This is a genomic window from Radiobacillus deserti (assembly GCF_007301515.1).
Taxonomy (GTDB): Bacteria; Bacillota; Bacilli; order Bacillales; family Amphibacillaceae; genus Radiobacillus; species Radiobacillus deserti.
Genome location: NZ_CP041666.1, coordinates 3177726 through 3191420, shown reverse-complemented (window position 1 = coordinate 3191420; position 13695 = coordinate 3177726). Strand labels below are relative to the sequence as shown.

Sequence of the window (13695 nt, the reverse complement as noted above, 5' to 3'; positions counted from 1 at the left end):
CATGGAAAGAAGTTTATCAATGGAGTTAGTTCGTGTAACAGAGGCAGCTGCACTATCATCTGCCCGTTGGATGGGACGTGGCAAAAAGGATGAAGCAGACGATGCAGCGACGACTGCGATGAGAGACGTGTTTGATACGATCCCGATGCGTGGAAGAGTAGTAATTGGCGAAGGAGAAATGGACGAAGCGCCAATGCTATACATTGGTGAGAAGCTTGGAACCGGTGACGGTCCAGAGGTGGATGTGGCAGTTGACCCACTGGAAGGAACGAATATCGTTGCACTGGGAACCTGGAATGCTTTGGCGGTTATTGCCATTGCGGATCGTGGTAAGCTTCTTCACGCGCCGGATATGTATATGGACAAATTAGCGGTCGGTCCTGCAGCTGTCGGAAAAGTAGACATTAACGCTCCTGTTTTGGATAACTTGCGTGCCGTAGCAAAAGCCAAAAATAAACAAATAGAAGATGTAGTTGCCGTCGTATTAAACAAACCTCGTCATCAACAATTAATTGAAGACATCCGTGCAGCTGGTGCCCGTATTCGTTTAATTCAGGATGGCGATGTAGCAGCAGCTATGAATACGGCTTTTGATGATACTGGTGTGGACATCCTTTTCGGAATCGGAGGCGCACCGGAAGGAGTACTTGCAGCGGTCGCTTTAAAGTGCTTAGGCGGCGAAATGCAAGGCAAACTTGTACCGAAAACAGATGAAGAAAAAGAACGTTGTGCAAAAATGGGGATAACCGATTTCGAAAAAGTACTACATATGGATGATTTTTGTGGTGGCGATGATGCCATATTCGCAGCAACAGGTGTTACCGATGGGGAATTGCTGAAGGGCGTTCAATTTAAAGGGTCTAAAGCATTAACCCAAACGGTCGTTATGCGAGCCAAAAGTGGTACGGTTCGGTTTATTGACGGAGAACATAGCTTAGAGAAAAAGCCAAATCTCGTTATGAAATAACAGTTTAAAAAACAGGAAGAATCCTACTTCCTGTTTTTCTTTTCATCAACAGAGAAAAAAGAACTTGTCTTGAATAGATTCTTCTAACCCATTTCTATCTACTAGAAAGCCATCCGAAATTTGTAGATTAAAGCGATATTATGACAATTATAAAATTTCAGTTGATTAATAGTCGTGAAAAAGGTACTATTGAGTAGGTTTAATTATATGAAATTTAGTGAACAGTTATAACATCACAAACTTCAAGCATTTATGCTTTCCTTCCAAATCTTCTTGGTATCTGATTTCATAGATAAGATTACTTCCCAATCAAGAATCAAGCCAAAAGAGACTTCATTTCAGGAAGTGCATTCACCTTTAACAAGCGTTTGGACAATTTTAGAGACATTCGTACGGAAGCATGACCAAAGGTGATACATCCAAAACCAGACGGTGCAAAAAACTAATAAATTTAATATGGTGTGGTGATTTTGTGGCAGAATTAACGATTTCCCAGTTGGAAACATTTACATTAAAGGAATTGTATGCCAAGGCAAGGGAATTTAAAGTTTCCTATTATGCAAAGCTAACGAAGAAAGAACTTATATTTGCGATTCTAAAGGCGCAAGCAGAAAAAGACGGGTTTTTATTTATGGATGGAATTTTGGAAATTATCCAATCGGAAGGCTTCGGTTTCTTACGTCCGATTAACTATTCTCCAAGTGCTGAAGATATTTACATATCTGCATCCCAAATTAGACGTTTTGATCTTCGTAATGGGGACAAGGTATCTGGTAAAGTTCGTCCTCCAAAAGAAAATGAACGATACTATGGTCTATTACACGTAGACCTAGTTAACGGAGAAAATCCAGAGATTGCAAAGGAACGTGTTCACTTTCCAGCATTAACCCCTCTCTATCCAGATCGTTTAATGCGATTAGAAACAGATACAAAAAACATTTCTACACGTATTATCGATTTGTTATCTCCTGTTGGTTATGGGCAGCGTGGGCTCATCGTAGCACCACCAAAGGCCGGAAAAACAATGCTTTTAAAACAAATTGCAAATAGTATTTCCATCAATCATCCTGAAGCGAAATTAATCATTTTACTAGTAGATGAACGCCCGGAAGAGGTAACCGACATTGAACGTTCTGTTCACCCTGACGTAGACGTGGTAAGTTCTACCTTTGATGAGGTTCCAGAAAATCATATTAAGGTTTCGGAACTTGTATTGGAACGTGCGATGCGTTTGGTGGAGCATAAAAAAGACGTCATTATTTTGATGGATAGTATTACGCGTTTGGCGCGTGCTTATAATCTAGTTATTCCACCGAGTGGTAGAACCTTATCTGGAGGGATTGACCCAGCGGCGTTTCACCGTCCTAAGCGTTTCTTTGGTGCAGCGCGTAACATTGAGGAAGGTGGAAGTCTCACGATTCTTGCAACCGCATTAGTAGAGACAGGCTCTCGTATGGATGACGTAATCTATGAAGAATTCAAGGGTACAGGTAATATGGAATTACACCTAGATCGTAATCTGGCTCAACGTCGAATCTTCCCAGCTATCGATGTATTGCGCTCTGGTACGAGAAAAGAAGAACTTTTACTTCCGAAAGACCATCTGGAAATGGCATGGACGTTACGTAAATCGATGCAGGACTCTCAAGAGTTCATCGAACGTTTCTTCAAGAAGCTTCGTTCAACGAAAAATAATGAAGAATTCATTCAAAAAGTAGAAGAAGAAATGAAACGTAAAGGAACAGCTAGAAAATCCTGAAAGAATAAGGAATAACCTTGCAAAGCCTTTTTATCATTGTTATAATCTCTCTATGTGAGTTTAAATACCTTCGCGAAACTTTAGGTTTACCTAAAGCTTTAGAGAGTACTCTCTAGCTACCAAAAGTAGCTCTATAATAACTCTGTTTCCTAGGGATTCAGGGCAAAAGGAGTGGAAAGAAATGAGAGAAGGAATTCATCCAGAATACAAAAAAGTAGTATTCCTTGATACAAGCTCTGATTTCAAGTTTCTAAGTGGTTCTACTAAGACCTCTGAAGAAACGATCGAGTGGGAAGATGGCAACACTTACCCATTGATCCGTGTTGAAATTAGTTCGGCTTCACATCCTTTCTACACAGGCAAACAAAAAGCTGATACAGCTGGTGGCCGTGTGGATCGCTTTAAGAAAAAATATAATCTTAGCTAATCACTGGATTATCCGGAATACTCGGTTAATGGCCAGCTGCTACAGATAGTAAAACAGGCAACCTTTTCGATACTGTTGCCTGTTTTTTTACGCTCAAAAACCAGTTATTTCTATAAAAAATATGTAGAAACAGGTAGAAAATAGAGGGTGAAAAGTATAGAGTAGAGATAGTTATTTTTTTCTTCTATTAGAAGAATGCCCTTCCGGCGTGAGAGATATTTCGCCGCTGAGGTCAGGGGTAAGAAAATAGATAAGACTTGGCTTTGCCAAGTACTCTTTACTAAACGAGGGGGATCCCCGTAAAAAAGATAAAGCTTGTACGAATGAAGGGAGAGGCCCAAACGTGTATGTTATGAAACAAAGTGGATGGGTAGAAATTATTTGTGGAAGTATGTTCTCGGGAAAATCTGAGGAGTTGATTCGTCGCATCCGCCGTGCTACATACGGAAAATTATCAGTAAAAGTATTCAAGCCAGCGATTGATAGCCGTTATTCGGAAGAGTCTGTTGTATCTCACAATGGGAATGCAATCCTAGCGGTACCGGTCCATTCATCAGAAGAGATTTTGGAACACATTGATGAAACAATTGATGTAATTGGAATCGATGAAGTGCAATTTTTTGATGAAAAGATTGTGAATATTGTTGATCAATTAGCGGACTCCGGTTATCGCGTTATAGCGGCAGGATTAGATTCAGATTTCCGTGGAGAACCGTTTGGTCCAATGCCAAAATTAATGGCTTTAAGTGAATCGGTAACGAAGTTAAATGCTATTTGCCCAGTATGTGGGTCACCTGCAAGTAGAACACAGCGATTAATTAATGGAAAACCTGCATCCTATGACGATCCAATTATTTTAGTAGGTGCATCTGAATCGTATGAGCCTAGATGTCGTCACCATCATGAGGTTCCAAATAAACCCAGGCAATTAACCATTCAAACAGCAAATGCTTTGAAATAGTAGGAAAGAGTAACCTGTACGTAAATCTCACGTGCAGGTTATTCTATTTATTTTCATAATTTCCGCCTATCTGGAAACAATAAGAAAAAACTGGCTAGGAGGATACATATGTTAAGAATCGTGTTGAGTGCAGCCGTGCTCTTCATCGGTACAACAGGCTGTGCCCAAACTGAACCAGCTCCTAATTCTACTTCGCTATTGACGGATCAAGCAGAAACAACAGATCCAGGTTATCTCCAAATTAATAACCCTGCACCACGTAAAATAGATGAAACGGGAGATACGTGGGATAAGGAAAAAGACAAGGCTCTTATTATAAAAGCAGCAGAGCGAATGCCTAGAGTACATGTGAAGCAGGTTGCTTTTCAGGAATCAGATGCGATTGTAACGGTAAGCATTGACGAGGATCTGGATGAACAAGAAAAGCAAGCATGGATAGAAAATATTAAAAGTGCGATTGAAGCAGAAATACAACGATACAACATTCGGGTCATAACAGAATAGGATAATAGTGAGAAGCGGTACCTAGCTTTTTGACGGGGTTTTTCTCCTGTACTATAATTAGACTGTTAAGGAGAAAGAGGTGGAAGTCGTGATTGATCAACTACAATCACTGGAAGATCGCTATGAGAAGCTAAATGAGCTCCTAAGTGATCCAGAAGTCATTAATGATACGAAAAAACTAAGAGAATATTCGAAAGAACAATCAGACTTACAAGAAGTCGTGCAAGCATACCGCGAATATAAAACGACGACATCCGAACTAGACGATGCCAAGGTAATGCTAGAAGATAATTTAGATGATGATATGTATGAAATGGTGAAGATGGAGATTGGAGAGCTCTCGGAACAGAAGGAAGAGTTAGAGGAACGCCTGAAGGTTCTTCTTCTTCCCAAAGACCCTAATGATGATAAGAACGTTATTATGGAAATCCGCGGGGCTGCTGGTGGAGATGAGGCGGCCTTATTTGCTGGGGATTTATTTAGAATGTACTCACGTTATGCGGAGACACAAGGCTGGAAAATAGATGTTATGGAAGCTAATACGACTGGTGTAGGTGGGTATAAAGAAATTATCTTTATGATCAATGGCCAAGGAGCATATTCCAAACTGAAATATGAAAATGGAGCCCATCGTGTCCAACGTGTGCCGGAAACGGAGTCTGGTGGAAGAATTCACACCTCCACCGCTACTGTTGTTGTAATGCCAGAAGCGGAAGAGGTTGAAATAGACATTCATGAAAAAGATATTCGAGTAGATACATTTGCATCAAGTGGACCAGGGGGTCAAAGTGTAAATACAACGATGTCTGCTGTACGTTTGACCCACATGCCAACAGGAATTGTGGTGTCGATTCAAGATGAGAAATCACAAATTAAAAACAAAGAAAAAGCAATGAAAGTACTACGTGCACGTATTTATGATAAGTTCCAACAAGAAGCACAAGCGGAATATGATGAAACGAGAAAAACGGCAGTAGGTACTGGAGATCGCTCGGAGCGAATCCGCACATACAATTTCCCTCAAAACCGAGTTACAGATCACCGAATTGGCTTAACCATCCAAAAGCTTGATCAAATATTGGAAGGGAAAATCGGAGAAGTCATTGACGCGTTACTGATAGAAGAACAAACGAAAAAATTGGAACAGATCGGTGAGTAATATGAGAAACGAAAAGACCATTTATGAAGCCCTCCAATGGGCTTCTTCTTTTTTAGAACAACATAATCGCGAACCGAAAGTTGCTGAAATTTTGCTCCAGCATGAATTGAAGATGACCAGAACGGAGTTTTTAGTAGCCTTTAGGGAAAAACTGAAATATTCTGATTGGGAGAAATATCGTACCAATATACAGACTCATGTAGAAACAGGAATTCCAGTTCAGCATTTAACGGGACAGGACTCTTTTTATGGAAGAAGCTTTATCGTGAACAAGCACGTATTGATTCCTCGACAAGAAACGGAAGAATTAGTGGAAGGAGTTCTTTCTATTATCGAGAAGTTTTATGATAAGGAGCCGATAAAGCTCGTAGATGTCGGCACCGGTAGTGGTGTAATTGCTATTTCTTTAAAGCTGGAGAAAGAAGTAAATGACGTTTGTGCGGTAGATATTTCCGAAGAAGCACTTATGGTCGCGAAGCAAAATGCGGCACGTTTGGGGGCAGATGTTACTTTTTTACAGGGTAACTATCTACAGCCTTTACTGGAACGAAAAGAAAAAGTTCAAATCATCGTTTCGAACCCACCATATATTCCACTTACGGATGCAGAAGCTTTATCTGATACGGTCAAAAACTTTGACCCTTCTCTCGCTCTGTTTGCAGAAAGAAAGGGGCTGGCAGCTTATCAAGAGATCTTGAGCCAAGCGAAGGAAGTATTAGATGAAAACGGGTGGATTGCATTTGAAATTGGACATGATCAAGGGGAAGATGTTCAATCCCTAATTAGGAATACGTTTCCGGATAGCACCGTAGAAATCCGGAAAGACATAAATGGGAAAGAACGACTGGTATTTGCCCAAATTTACGAGCGCTAGTAACTTTACTTGGCTATGGGTGAACATGAAAACAAAAAATAATAGATTACAAGTTTAAAAGATTGATAACCTGCCCATACTGTTTGTAACAGGGAAGAAGAAAGGGGCAGGAAACATGAAAAAGCAATTATTTATCTTGTTATCATTATTTCTTTTATTAGGAGCATTTCCAGGACAACAGAATTTAAAAGCAGAACAAGAAGCTGACCAGCATGCACAAGAGAAAAATTATCAAGTGATACCAGATGAGGCGATTCGACTTCGTATTCTTGCGAACAGTGATAAAGAGGCAGACCAACAATTGAAACGAAGAGTAAGAGATAAAGTGAATGCTCAAATCAATGAGTGGGTCCAAGACATGTCTGATATAGAAGAAGCGAGATTGCTTATTCAAGATAATCTACCAGAAATAGAGAAACTTGTGGCAAATACGCTAGAGGAACATAACAGTGATCAACCGTATCGTGTTCGCTACGGAAAGGGTGTAAAGTTTCCGACGAAGGTATATGGATCTTATGTGTATCCGGCAGGTAAGTATGAAGCAATTCTGATTACGCTTGGGGAAGGAAAAGGTGCGAACTGGTGGTGTGTATTGTTTCCACCACTATGTTTCTTAGATTTTTCTAATGGTACTAGTGTAGCGGAACCAGAGCAGAAAGACGAAGGGAAAGAGTCGAAAGAAACAAAAGCAACAAAAGAAAGAAAAGAAACAGAAACAGCGTCCGAAGAGGAAGAAGAAGTAGAAGTGAAGTTCTTCTTATTGGAATGGCTCGGTTTTTAAGAATATATTGAGAAATCTAGCATATTACACCCTATCAATTTCATAATATAGAGTACAGAACTAGTGGTAGTCATAGAAAAGATAGGGAGTGGAGTCCGTGAAGTTTATCCATACAGCAGATTTGGAAGAAAAAGTATTACAGGATTTCTTTGCAGATAAGTGGAATGATTTTGAAGAAAAAGAGTCACTGAAACAATATGGATACTTAGTAGAGTATGAAGGAAGCTATAAAGCCTATTTTGCCCTTTCTCCCGTTAAAAGGAACGGTTTATGGTTGAAAAGTCTGTACATGAAGGAAGGGGTTCCTGCTACTTTTCCGTTGGCTATTATGGAATCTGCCATTGCACTAGCCAAAGATAAAGAGGGGGATTTTCTCTTTGTGTATAGTCACCAAACAACACTGGATACATTATTAGACATGATCCATTTTACACAAGTAGATACACCAGCCTTCGCACAAGAGCTATTAAAAGACCAAGGTAATTGGTGGATGATTGAAGTGAAATAAAACGGTTATGCACAGGTGTGTATAACTGTTGTTGATAACTTGTGAATGAATGTGGATAGATAAGTCCTTCCTGAAAAAAAGGGAGGATTTTTTGATTTGATTTTTCATTAACCGTCTAAATATACGTTCATTCCTTCAAGTTACTTGCGAAAAAATCCACAAGCTTTCATAATGTGGATATCGTGTTGATAGGAAAGATAGGAGAATGGTATGGTGACCGAAACACAATATTGGAAGATAACTAATCCACAGGATTTGAAACATATTCAACAAGCGAGTGAACTTATAAAAAAGGGAGAAGTAGTCGCTTTCCCTACCGAAACCGTTTATGGGTTAGGGGCAGATGCGTGCAATCCAGAGGCAGTATCAAAGATTTTTGAAGCGAAAGGAAGACCATCTGATAACCCTTTAATTGCACATGTTGCGACACGTGAGCAATTGGAAAAGTATGTACAGGAAATCCCAGAAGTCGCCGATTTATTACTCGACCACTTTACACCAGGTCCCATTACGTTAATATTAGAAAGCAACCAAACCTTAGCGAAAAATGTTACGGCAGGGTTATCCACAGTGGGGATAAGAATTCCAAATCACCCTATTGCACTTGCCTTGCTGGAAGCGTGTAATCTTCCACTAGCAGCACCTAGTGCGAATCGTTCCGGCAAACCTAGTCCGACGACTGCCAATCATGTATATGAAGATTTGAATGGTAGAATCGCCGGACTGTTAGATGGTGGTCCGACTTCTGTCGGAGTAGAGTCAACGGTAATTGACTGTACTGCAGAGATTCCAGTTATTCTTCGACCAGGTGGAATTACAAAAGAAGAGATCGAGAAAGTAATTGGTCCGGTCATGATGGATCCTGGATTAGCGGACGAATTACATAAACCTAAATCGCCAGGAATGAAATATACTCACTATGCCCCTGAAGTTCCGTTATTTTTAGTAAACGGAGATGTCCATGTCATGCAGGAGCATATTAAAAAGTATGAGCAGAAAGGTCATAAGCTAGCTGTCATCGTCAGCAAAGAATATGCAGCTCAACTGGATGCGACGGATATGAAAGTTGTAGGCTCACGATTTGATCTTGAGGAAGTGGCCCGTCATTTGTATGATGCACTCCGTTACTATAAAGAACAAGAGTATGATTTAATTCTTTGTGAAGCCTTCCCGAATGAAGGGGTAGGATACGCAATCATGAATCGGCTAACCAAAGCGGCTACGAAGCAAATTTAGACCTTCCCTCTCCATGGAAGAAAGGGAAGACAAGCATAATCAAATCCTCTCTCGCATATAGTTAACTAGCATGTCCAGAGAGGGGTTGGCAGTATGCCAGAGTTGCAGATCGCGGAATTTTTTTCCCTATGCTTTATGGCTATTGCATTAGGCATGGATGCATTTTCCGTAGGCTTAGGGATGGGGATGCAGTTATTGCGCCTAAAGCGAATTGCTATCATTGGGATTACGGTAGGATTCTTCCATATCGCTATGCCGTTTTTAGGTATTCTGATTGGTCAATATATTTCGACCAAAATTGAAGGATTTGCCATCATTGGAGGAGGACTCCTCTTAATAACAATAGGAGTGCAAATGATTCTTTCCTCCTTTAACCATGAAGATAAACAGTTATTAAGCCCCGTAGGGTTTGGATTAGCTATATTTGCATTAAGTGTAAGCTTAGATAGCTTTTCTGTTGGATTAAGCCTTGGAATGTCCGGTGTCCGGACTGCTCTTGCATTAGTGCTTTTTGGTTTTTTTAGCATGCTTCTAACCTGGACGGGCCTGTTACTAGGAAGGAAAGCGAGAGGGTTGCTTGGAATTTATAGTGAGCTTTTAGGTGGCAGTATTTTATGTGCCTTTGGGCTCCGAATAATTTTTGGTTAATGGTAGGCAAAAAAGTCAGGAGTTTATTCAGCTCCTGACTTTTTTACGTTTCATGCAGTGGAGTTGCACAAATACATCTTTCTTTGTCCCTTAGGAAAGGATATGATATAGTTTTTCACAAAGAGAGCGTTCTGGAGGCCAACACAATGAGGATTTTATTTGTTTGTACAGGGAATACGTGTAGAAGTCCGATGGCAGAAGCATTATTAAAAAAGAGACGCCCCGATTTTGAGGTTCAATCTGCAGGGATATTTGCTGGATTCGGTCAGCGACCTTCACAAGGATCTGTTGATGCATTATCCGCGAAAGGTATATCCCTAGAGCATCAATCTCAACCGGTTACACCCGACACCCTACATTGGGCGGAAATCGTCTTAACGATGACGACACAGCATAAGCAATCATTAGTAGCTCAATTCCCGAACTATTATGATAAAATTTATACATTGAAAGAATATGTACTAGAAGATAACTCCGATGCTTGGGAGCAATTAAAAAAAGCCTATGCTACACTTGAAGAAAAGCGTGCGAACATCTTAAATAAAGAAGGTAATTTCCTAAGGAATGAGCAAATGTATGATAAACTAAGTACGGAAATAGAAGAGATACAACGTCTTGAAAGTAGCTTGCCTAACTTGGACATTTCTGACCCATTCGGTGGCAGTCTGTCCGTTTATCAAGAGACGTTAGCGGAAATAGAACAGTATATAGATTTACTTATTAAAAAAATCGATAATCAATAAAAATAGGGGGTTTTCTTCCATGCGCGTTATATTAGCATCTGATCACGGTGGAATCCGTTTAAGAGAAGAGATTGCGAACCTTTTAAAGGAATTAAATATTGAGTTTGAGGATATTGGTTGTAACTGTGAAGGTTCCGTAGATTATCCGGATTATGCAATTCCCGCTGCAGAGCGAGTGGCTAGCGGGGAATTTGATAAAGGAATTCTCATCTGCGGGACAGGTATCGGAATGTCCATTAGTGCAAACAAAGTAAAAGGAATTCGTGCAGCGTTAGTACATGATGTATTTAGTGCGAAAGCAACACGTGAGCATAACGACTCGAACATTTTAACTATGGGAGAACGAGTTGTCGGACCAGGACTTGCCGTTGAAATCGTAAAAACTTGGCTACATGCAGATTTTCAAGCTGGTCGCCATGCCAATCGTATTAACAAGATTACAGAATACGAGGAAAAGTAAGAATCCTTATGAGTAATCTAGACATCAATAAGTGGACAAGTGAACTGGCCGATATAGTAGATGAATGGATAGATAGTGATTACTTGAAAAAGGGACATCTGTTTATCGTTGGATGCTCCACAAGTGAAGTGGCGGGTCAAAGAATTGGTACGTCTGGTAGTGAGGAAATAGCAGCATGTATATATGACAAGCTTTCTGAACTGCAACAAAGATCTGGAGTTGAAGTGATTTATCAATGCTGTGAACACTTAAACCGAGCGATTGTAGTGGAAAGGAAACTGGCAATGACCAAAGGATGGACAGAAGTAACGGCTGTTCCGGTTCCTACTGCAGGAGGTTCCATGGCATCTTATGCATTTAAACAATTCCGAGATCCTATCTTAGTAGAGTCTGTATTGGCTGATGCAGGGATTGATATCGGAGAAACGATGATTGGTATGCACCTAAAGCCGGTCGTCATTCCACTTCGATTCAAACAAAGGTATGTCGGACATGCGAGAGTGAATACGGCTCGAACTAGACCTAAATTGATAGGTGGAAAAAGAGCGGAGTATCCAGACAACCAAATGAGATAGTTTTACACAAGGATAAACATGTTTACCATGTCTATATAAAATTTAATTCACGTACAGGGGGATTCTACGATGGAACACGTAAAACAATTCGATCCAGAACTTTTTCAAGCAATGGAAGATGAAAGAAAGCGTCAAAACGACAAAATTGAATTGATCGCATCGGAAAACTTTGTTACGAAAGCTGTGATGGAAGCACAAGGTTCTGTGCTCACCAACAAATACGCAGAAGGCTATCCAGATAAAAGATATTATGGTGGCTGTGAGTATGTAGATGTTGCAGAAAATCTTGCGCGTGACCGTGCGAAGGAATTATTTGGCGCAGATCATGCAAATGTACAGCCACACTCTGGAGCACAAGCGAATATGGCTGTTTATTTCTCGGTATTAGAGCCGGGTGACACCGTATTAGGAATGAACTTAAGCCATGGTGGACACTTAACACACGGCAGTCCGGTCAACTTCAGTGGGAAGCTTTACAACTTCGTAGAATATGGCGTGGATCAAGAAACAGAACAACTTAATTACGTAGATATTTTAAACAAAGCGAAAGAAGTAAAACCAAAGCTCATTGTTGCAGGTGCTAGTGCGTATCCTCGCAAAATTGATTTTCAAAAGTTCCGTGAGATTGCAGATGTAGTTGGTGCTTATTTAATGGTTGATATGGCACACATTGCTGGTCTTGTGGCGACAGGTCTTCACCCAAGCCCAGTACCATATGCAGATTTTGTAACCACGACTACACATAAAACGTTACGTGGACCACGTGGTGGGATGATTCTTTGTAAAGAAGAATATGCGAAGCAAATTGATAAATCCATCTTCCCTGGTATTCAAGGGGGCCCTTTAATGCACGTCATCGCAGCTAAGGCGGTTGCATTCAAAGAAGCTCTATCAGATGACTTTAAAACGTACACGAAACAAATCATCGCTAATGCACAGCGTTTGAGTGAAGCCTTACAAAACGAAGGGATTCGAATCGTTTCTGGTGGTACAGATAATCATCTATTATTATTAGACGTTCGTCCGTTGAACTTAACTGGTAAAGTAGCAGAAAAAGCACTAGACGATGTAGGGGTAACGACAAATAAAAATACAATCCCATTCGATCCGGAAAGTCCATTTGTTACGAGTGGTGTTCGTATCGGTACAGCTGCTGTGACGACTAGAGGATTTGGGTTAGAAGAAATGGATGAGATTGCATCGATTATTGCAGGAACATTAAAAAATCATGAAGAGGAAGCGAAGTTAAAAGAAATGGAAGGTCGAGTAAAAGCGTTAGCGGACCGTTTCCCTCTTTATCAATAATGAAAAGTCCCTTGCCCCAGACATGGTGCAAGGGACTTTTCATGCGTTTTTTTGAGAATGCTAATGGGGAGTCTAGTAAATATTAAGCTTGAAAGAGCTTTGTTTTTTCAGTACAATTTTTAGGATGTAACTATTAAAAGGAGTGATCGATTTTGGGTAACGTATATGTGTTAGATCATCCGTTAATTCAGCATAAGCTAACATACATAAGAAATAAGAAAACAGGAACGAAAGAATTCCGTGAATTAGTAGACGAAGTAGCAGGTCTTATGGCTTTTGAAATTACAAGAGATATGCCAACAGAAGAGATTACGATTGAAACTCCGGTAACTGAGGCAAAGACAAAAATCCTTTCTGGGAAAAAAATAGGACTAGTTCCGATTCTACGAGCAGGTCTTGGAATGGTAGATGGTATTCTACGTCTTATTCCGGCAGCTAAAGTAGGACATGTCGGGTTATATCGTGATCCGAACACATTAAAACCAGTGGAGTACTATATTAAACTTCCTTCTGATATAGAAGAAAGAGAACTGATTGTGATTGATCCGATGCTTGCAACCGGAGGGTCTGCAAACGACGCCATCCATTCTTTAAAAAAACGTGGAGCAAACAACATTAAACTGATGTGTTTAATTGCTGCACCTGAAGGCGTAGAAGTCATTCAGAAAGATCACCCAGATGTAGACATTTACCTTGCAGCACTTGATGAGAAGTTAAATGAGAAAGGCTACATTGTACCAGGCCTTGGAGACGCCGGGGATCGTTTATTTGGAACGAAATAATATCTT

General features: G+C 40.4%; 16 protein-coding genes. All 16 read left to right on the top strand.

All coding sequences use genetic code 11. The annotated features are described in order from the left end of the window. The first annotated feature begins 1 nt into the window (after position 1). The 16 genes from glpX to upp all read left to right on the top strand — a co-directional run bounded on the left by glpX (position 2) and on the right by upp (position 13689). On the top strand, positions 2 to 967 hold the full coding sequence (gene glpX, locus FN924_RS16775; protein WP_143896462.1) for a class II fructose-bisphosphatase: 966 nt from the start codon (positions 2 to 4) through the stop codon (positions 965 to 967). 472 nt (positions 968 to 1439) lie between these two features. After that, positions 1440 to 2726 carry a transcription termination factor Rho gene (gene rho / locus FN924_RS16770; protein ID WP_143896461.1) on the top strand — a complete coding sequence of 429 codons (1287 nt, stop codon included), beginning with the start codon at positions 1440 to 1442 and terminating at the stop codon, positions 2724 to 2726. A gap of 181 nt (positions 2727 to 2907) precedes the next feature. After that, positions 2908 to 3153 carry a type B 50S ribosomal protein L31 gene (locus tag FN924_RS16765; protein WP_143896460.1) on the top strand — a complete coding sequence of 82 codons (246 nt, stop codon included), beginning with the start codon at positions 2908 to 2910 and terminating at the stop codon, positions 3151 to 3153. A 343-nt stretch (positions 3154 to 3496) separates the two neighbouring features. Further along, entirely contained in the window at positions 3497 to 4114 is a 618-nt protein-coding gene (locus FN924_RS16760; RefSeq protein WP_143896459.1) for a thymidine kinase, read from the top strand. Between the two features lie 108 nt (positions 4115 to 4222). Further along, complete coding sequence (locus FN924_RS16755) at positions 4223 to 4618, top strand: hypothetical protein (RefSeq protein ID WP_143896458.1); 396 nt, start codon at positions 4223 to 4225, stop codon at positions 4616 to 4618. Positions 4619 to 4706: 88 nt separating this feature from the next. Then, positions 4707 to 5777 carry a peptide chain release factor 1 gene (prfA, locus tag FN924_RS16750; protein WP_143896457.1) on the top strand — a complete coding sequence of 357 codons (1071 nt, stop codon included), beginning with the start codon at positions 4707 to 4709 and terminating at the stop codon, positions 5775 to 5777. A gap of 1 nt (position 5778) precedes the next feature. Next, on the top strand, positions 5779 to 6651 hold the full coding sequence (prmC, locus tag FN924_RS16745; RefSeq protein WP_143896456.1) for a peptide chain release factor N(5)-glutamine methyltransferase: 873 nt from the start codon (positions 5779 to 5781) through the stop codon (positions 6649 to 6651). A gap of 115 nt (positions 6652 to 6766) precedes the next feature. Beyond that, positions 6767 to 7432 carry a stage II sporulation protein R gene (gene spoIIR, locus FN924_RS16740; RefSeq protein ID WP_143896455.1) on the top strand — a complete coding sequence of 222 codons (666 nt, stop codon included), beginning with the start codon at positions 6767 to 6769 and terminating at the stop codon, positions 7430 to 7432. 97 nt (positions 7433 to 7529) lie between these two features. After that, positions 7530 to 7940 (top strand): hypothetical protein, encoded by a 411-nt coding sequence (locus FN924_RS16735; RefSeq protein ID WP_143896453.1) that lies wholly within the window; start codon positions 7530 to 7532, stop codon positions 7938 to 7940. Positions 7941 to 8150: 210 nt separating this feature from the next. Further along, positions 8151 to 9176 (top strand): L-threonylcarbamoyladenylate synthase, encoded by a 1026-nt coding sequence (locus FN924_RS16730; protein ID WP_143896452.1) that lies wholly within the window; start codon positions 8151 to 8153, stop codon positions 9174 to 9176. Positions 9177 to 9269: 93 nt separating this feature from the next. Continuing rightward, positions 9270 to 9824 (top strand): manganese efflux pump MntP, encoded by a 555-nt coding sequence (locus tag FN924_RS16725; RefSeq protein WP_143896450.1) that lies wholly within the window; start codon positions 9270 to 9272, stop codon positions 9822 to 9824. 146 nt (positions 9825 to 9970) lie between these two features. Beyond that, a complete protein-coding gene (locus tag FN924_RS16720; protein WP_143896448.1) occupies positions 9971 to 10567 on the top strand; it encodes a low molecular weight protein arginine phosphatase in 597 nt (198 codons plus the stop codon). A 19-nt stretch (positions 10568 to 10586) separates the two neighbouring features. After that, positions 10587 to 11027, top strand: a complete 441-nt coding sequence (gene rpiB / locus FN924_RS16715) for a ribose 5-phosphate isomerase B (protein ID WP_143896446.1) — start codon at positions 10587 to 10589, stop codon at positions 11025 to 11027. 8 nt (positions 11028 to 11035) lie between these two features. Next, a complete protein-coding gene (locus FN924_RS16710; RefSeq protein WP_143896444.1) occupies positions 11036 to 11602 on the top strand; it encodes a TIGR01440 family protein in 567 nt (188 codons plus the stop codon). A 69-nt stretch (positions 11603 to 11671) separates the two neighbouring features. Next, on the top strand, positions 11672 to 12907 hold the full coding sequence (gene glyA / locus FN924_RS16705) for a serine hydroxymethyltransferase (protein ID WP_143896442.1): 1236 nt from the start codon (positions 11672 to 11674) through the stop codon (positions 12905 to 12907). Positions 12908 to 13059: 152 nt separating this feature from the next. Next, on the top strand, positions 13060 to 13689 hold the full coding sequence (upp, locus tag FN924_RS16700) for a uracil phosphoribosyltransferase (RefSeq protein WP_143896440.1): 630 nt from the start codon (positions 13060 to 13062) through the stop codon (positions 13687 to 13689). Positions 13690 to 13695: the final 6 nt, after the last annotated feature.

Coding starts and splice junctions, on each gene's coding strand:
- FN924_RS16725 (WP_143896450.1), top strand. CDS start 9,270: ATGCCAGAGTTGCAGATCGCGGAATTTTTTTCCCTATGCTTTATGGCT.
- FN924_RS16710 (WP_143896444.1), top strand. CDS start 11,036: ATGAGTAATCTAGACATCAATAAGTGGACAAGTGAACTGGCCGATATA.
- rpiB (WP_143896446.1), top strand. CDS start 10,587: ATGCGCGTTATATTAGCATCTGATCACGGTGGAATCCGTTTAAGAGAA.
- prmC (WP_143896456.1), top strand. CDS start 5,779: ATGAGAAACGAAAAGACCATTTATGAAGCCCTCCAATGGGCTTCTTCT.
- FN924_RS16730 (WP_143896452.1), top strand. CDS start 8,151: ATGGTGACCGAAACACAATATTGGAAGATAACTAATCCACAGGATTTG.
- glpX (WP_143896462.1), top strand. CDS start 2: ATGGAAAGAAGTTTATCAATGGAGTTAGTTCGTGTAACAGAGGCAGCT.
- FN924_RS16755 (WP_143896458.1), top strand. CDS start 4,223: ATGTTAAGAATCGTGTTGAGTGCAGCCGTGCTCTTCATCGGTACAACA.
- glyA (WP_143896442.1), top strand. CDS start 11,672: ATGGAACACGTAAAACAATTCGATCCAGAACTTTTTCAAGCAATGGAA.
- FN924_RS16720 (WP_143896448.1), top strand. CDS start 9,971: ATGAGGATTTTATTTGTTTGTACAGGGAATACGTGTAGAAGTCCGATG.
- FN924_RS16765 (WP_143896460.1), top strand. CDS start 2,908: ATGAGAGAAGGAATTCATCCAGAATACAAAAAAGTAGTATTCCTTGAT.
- spoIIR (WP_143896455.1), top strand. CDS start 6,767: ATGAAAAAGCAATTATTTATCTTGTTATCATTATTTCTTTTATTAGGA.